This window comes from Stenotrophomonas sp. P5_B8, from assembly GCF_054049855.1.
The window spans coordinates 1-4,849 of record NZ_JBFULO010000297.1 but is presented as its reverse complement, the minus strand read 5'-3'; the positions used below and the strand labels follow the sequence as shown (position 1 = coordinate 4,849).

Annotated in this window: 3 protein-coding genes and 1 pseudogene; all 4 read left to right on the top strand. The window is 67.5% G+C overall.

Annotated elements, in window-relative coordinates; all coding sequences use genetic code 11:
- On the top strand, positions 1 to 2,094 hold a 2,094-nt coding region (locus tag ACXJKH_RS14830; protein WP_457320382.1), incomplete at its 5' end, for a TonB-dependent receptor.
- 23 nt (positions 2,095 to 2,117) lie between these two features.
- Positions 2,118 to 3,191 carry a phytase gene (locus tag ACXJKH_RS14825; RefSeq protein WP_457320384.1) on the top strand — a complete coding sequence of 358 codons (1,074 nt, stop codon included), beginning with the start codon at positions 2,118 to 2,120 and terminating at the stop codon, positions 3,189 to 3,191.
- On the top strand, positions 3,188 to 4,570 hold the full coding sequence (locus tag ACXJKH_RS14820; protein ID WP_457320380.1) for a metallophosphoesterase: 1,383 nt from the start codon (positions 3,188 to 3,190) through the stop codon (positions 4,568 to 4,570). The genes ACXJKH_RS14825 and ACXJKH_RS14820 overlap by 4 nt, the downstream gene beginning before the upstream one ends.
- A gap of 49 nt (positions 4,571 to 4,619) precedes the next feature.
- Positions 4,620 to 4,849, top strand: a pseudogene (locus tag ACXJKH_RS14815) (inorganic diphosphatase); the annotation flags it as partial.

The window sequence follows — 4,849 nt, the reverse complement described above, 5'->3', positions numbered from 1 at the left end:
ACCCCGGACATGCCCGGCGATGCCATCGGCGGTGCGATCCTGGTTGAGTCGGCGTCGGCCTTCGACCGCGAAGGCCGCAACCTGCGCGGCWAGATCGAGGCCAGCCACCAGCAGCTGTCCGGCAACACCAGCCCGAAGGCGGCCATCAACTACAGCGAAGTGTTCGCCGATACCTTCGGCGTGGCGCTCGGCGTGAACTACCAGAACCGCAAGTTCGAATCGGACAACACCGAAGTGGAGTACGGCACGTTCGACGGCGGCGCCGACGATGACCTGTTCGCCAACAGCCTGCAGCGCCGCAAGTACGAGATCGAGCGCAAGCGTATCGGCGCCAACCTCAACCTCGACTGGCGGCCCAACGAGGACAGCCGCTACTACCTGCGCACGCTGTACAGCCAGTTCGATGATGCCGAAACCCGCCAGCGCACCCTCTTCAACGTCGGCGACGGCGAGGTGACCGCACTGGGCAACCATCAGTACCGCATCGATGACCTGCCCGCCGATGCGATCCAGAAGCGCATGCGCTACCGCACCAAGAAGGAAAACACCTTCGCCGCCAGCCTGGGCGGCGAGAATCGCCTCAGCGGCGCGGTGCTGGATTACAAGGTCGGCTACACCCGCACCGAAGAACGCGTCAACGACGAGATGGAAGCGCGCTTCGAATACGCCGGCTATGACACCAGCGCCACCGTCGACCAGCGCAGCCGCGTACCCGGCCTTACCCTCGGCGATGCCGGCTGGATGGACAACGGCAACTACGACGTCGACCGCGTCGTGCTTTCGCCCAAGCGCGTGGACGATGAGGAGCGCAGCGCGCAGGTCAATCTGCGTTTCGACGGCGACAACACCAGTTATAAGTTCGGCCTGCTCGGCCGGTGGCGCGACCGCAACGCCGATACCGACGAGCGCGAACTGCGGGTCGGTCCGGACATCGCGTTGTCGGACTGGACCACTGCCAGCCCGGACCATCGCGGCGGCAGTCTCGGCCAGGGCATGAGTTCGGATGCCATGCGCCGTTACTGGGCCCAGCACGGCGCCCAGTACAGTGCGCGCCCACAGGACGCCGGCGGCAACGCGCTCACCTCGCTGGAAGAGGACTACACCGCCAGCGAAGACATCTTCGCCAGCTATGCGATGGGCACCTGGGATATCGGCGCGCTGCGCATCATCGGCGGCGTGCGCGTGGAAAATACCCAGTTCACCGCCACCGGCAACAGTGTCGACGTGGCCAGCAATGGCCGCAGCTACACGGTCACCCCGCTCAGCGTGAGCCGCAGCTACACCAACGTGCTGCCCGGCCTGCACCTGCGCTATGACGCCGGCGACGACTGGGTGCTGCGCGCGGCCGCCAACAAGACCGTGTCGCGGCCGTCTTTCGGCGACATCGCCCCGCGCGTCGGCCTGAGCCGGGGCGATGAAGAAGTGCGGATCGGCAACCCGCAGCTGGACCCGTACGAATCCAACAACCTCGATCTGTCGGTGGAGAAGTACATCGGCAGCACCGGTATCATCTCGCTGGGCCTGTTCCACAAGTCGATCGACGGCTACATCGTCAACACTGTGAGCAACAATGATCCGGCGTATCCGGGTTACGAGGTCACCCGCGTGATCAACGGCGAGAAGGCCAACGTCACCGGGGCCGAGTTCAACTGGCAGCAGCAGCTGGCGTTCCTGCCGGCCGGTTGGGACGGGCTGCTGGTCGGCGCCAGCGGCACCTGGCTGGACACCGATTTCGATCCGGGCGTAGCCGGTCGCGAGCGTGACGACTTCATGCTGCCGCGTGCGTCCAAGCATGTGTACAGCGCGCACATCGGCTACGAGAAAGATGCCTTCAGTACCCGCCTCGCCGCGGTGTACCGCAGCGAGTATCTGGACACGCTCGGGGACAGCCGCGCCTACGACATCTACGTGGCGCCCAACACCCAGCTGGATTTCAGCCTGGACTACAAGTTCACCCCGAACGTGAGCGTCTATTTCGAGGCGCAGAACCTGCTCGACAAGCCGCTGGAGCTGTATCAGGGCACGCGCTCGCGTACGTTGCAGATGGAAGAATACGGTCGCACCTATGCGCTCGGCCTGAAGGTGGCCCTGTGAGGCGCGCACGCCCTGTCATCGGCCTGTTGAGCCTGGCCCTGTTGGCGGCCTGCCGGCACGGTGCTGCGCCGGCACCGGTTGCGCCAGCGGCCGATGCCGCCCGCGCGGTGAGCACGGTAGCCGAAGCCTTCCTGACCCCGATGACGCCGGCCGACAACATCGACTCGCCAGCCAGCTGGACCACCGCCGATGGGCATCAGTGGCTGATCGCCACCGCCAAGGCCACCGACAAGCTGGTGGTGTACGACGGCCAGACCGGTGCACACCTGCGCGACGTCGGCAGCACCGGCACCGCACCGGGCCAGTTCGTCCGCCCCAACGGCATCGCCGTGGTCGATGACGTGGTGCTGATCGTGGAGCGCGACAACCACCGCGTGCAGGTCCTGCAACTGCCCGACTTCACCCCGCTGGGCGTGTTCGCCGCCGACGACCTGCGCAAGCCCTACGGGCTGTGGGTCAACAAGCAGCGGGAGGGTTACGAGGTTTACGTGACCGACTCCTACGACGCTGGCGAGGATGCGCAGGGCAACGACGGGCTGCCGCCGCTGGCCGAACTGGACAAGCGCGTGCGCCGCTACGCGCTCAGCGTGAAGGGCGGTGCGCTGGATGCCCGGCTGGTGTCCAGCATCGGCGACACCAGCGAGGCCGGCGCGCTGCGCGTGGTCGAATCGATCTGGGGCGACCCGGCCAACGACCGCCTGCTGATCGCCGAGGAAGACGAAACCTACGCCAGCGAGATCAAGGTCTACACGCTGGACGGCCGGTTCACCGGCACCACCTTTGGACGCGATGCCTTCAAGGCGCAGGCCGAAGGCGTGATGCTGCGTACCTGCGGCAAGGACGGCTGGTGGATCACCACCGAGCAGGGCAAGCAGCGCAGCGTGTTCCACCTGTTCGACCGGCATACCTTCAAGCACGTTGGCGCGTTCCAGGGCAACAAGGTGGCCAACACCGACGGCATCTGGCTGGACCAGCATGCCTCCACGCGTTTCCCGCACGGCGTGCTGTACGCGGTGCACGACGACCAGGGCGTGGTCGCCTTCGACTGGGCCAGCGTGGCCAGGCAGTTGTCGTTGCCGCTGGAGTGCGCGCCATGAGGCGCACGCCCATGGCCAGCGCGACCGTGCTGCTGGCGTTGCTGCTCGGCAGCGCCCCGCTGATCGCGAACAGCGCGGACACCGTCGCCGAGCCGAACACGCAGGTGCCGACGGGCAACCTCCATTACGCCGCCAGTGGCTTCCCGGACCGGATCGTGGCCTCGCCCGCACAGGACGCCGCGCGCGGTTTCGGCGTGTCGTGGCGGACCGACACGACGGTCGGCACGCCGGTGCTGGAGTGGGTGCTGGCCGGCGATTCGCCCGATGTTGGCCGCGTCACCCGCATCACCGCCAGCACCCGCGTGCTGGACACCGAGAACGGCAGCGCGCATTACCACCGCGCCGATGTCAGCGGACTGCAGCCCGACACGCTGTACCTGTGGCGCGTGCAGGGGCAGGCCACGTGGAGTGCCTGGAACCAGCTGCGCACCGCCGGCAGCGCTACCCAGGCGCTGACCCTGCTGTACTTCGGCGATACCCAGAACAAGAACCTCAGCCATGTCTCGCGGGTACTGCGCGCCGGTCTCAAGGCCGCCCCGCAGGCGCGCCTGAGCCTGTTCGCCGGCGACCTGGTCAGCGGCGGCGACGGCCAGGACGACAGCGAGTGGGGTGAGTGGTTCGCCGCCGCGGGCTGGCTGCCGCAGGAAACCGCCGTCGCCCCGGCGATCGGCAACCATGAGTACGTCGAGGAGTTCGAAGACACCCCGCAGGAACGTCGCGTGCTCGGTCGCCATTGGCCGGTGACCTTCGCGCTGCCGCGCAACGGCGTGGACGCGGCCGATACCAGCACCTACTGGTTCGACTACCAGGGCGTGCGCATCGCGGTGCTGGATGGCACCTCGGCACTGGACCTGGGGACCGCGCAGGCGCAGGCCGTCTGGCTGGACAAGGTGCTGGCCGACAACCCGCACCCGTGGAGCATCGTGCTGCTGCACCAGCCCTTCTACTCGCCGCGCGAAGGTCGCGAGAACGCCGAACTGCGTGACGTGCTGCTGCCGGTGGTGCGCCGCCATCAGGTCGATCTGGTGCTGCAGGGGCACGACCACACCTATGGCCGTCGTGGCGAAGGGCAGGGCGCGACCCCGCAGTTCATCGTCACCGTGGCCGGGCCGAAGCAGTACCGGTTGTCCGATGCCGCACGTGCCAGCATGGCGCCGGTCGGCGAGGACACCCAGTTGTTCCAGGTGTTGAACATCGACCCGCAGCACCTGCGCTATGAAGCGCGCACCGTCACCGGCCGGCTCTATGATGGCTTCGAGCTGACCCGCAGCACCGATGGCCGCAAGCACAAGACCGAGCTGACGCAAGGACGCATCGCCCCCCGTGACTGCACGCGCGCGCAGACCCTCAAGGGCCGCGCCGACCGTTGCTGGGAATGACCCCCGGGCCGGGCCGCCTCCACGCGCCCGGCCGCTGCTGGAGACGATGATGATCGACACGCGACGCGTAATTCCCCTGGGCGCCATCGCCGCCGCATTGCTGCTGCTCGCGGGCGCCAGTGCCGCCACCAATGCGGTGCTGCACCCGTTCCTGGCCGCCCAGCCCAGGGAAGCACCGGAGGAGGTCAACCTGGCCGTGGAGATCCCGGCCGGCAGCTTCACCAAGTATGAAATCAAGGAGGACGGACTGGTCCATGTGGATCGCTTCCAGTCCATGCC

Excerpts from the sequence above, each read along its gene's own strand:
- ACXJKH_RS14820 (WP_457320380.1), top strand. The coding sequence starts at position 3,188 with ATGAGGCGCACGCCCATGGCCAGCGCGACCGTGCTGCTGGCGTTGCTG.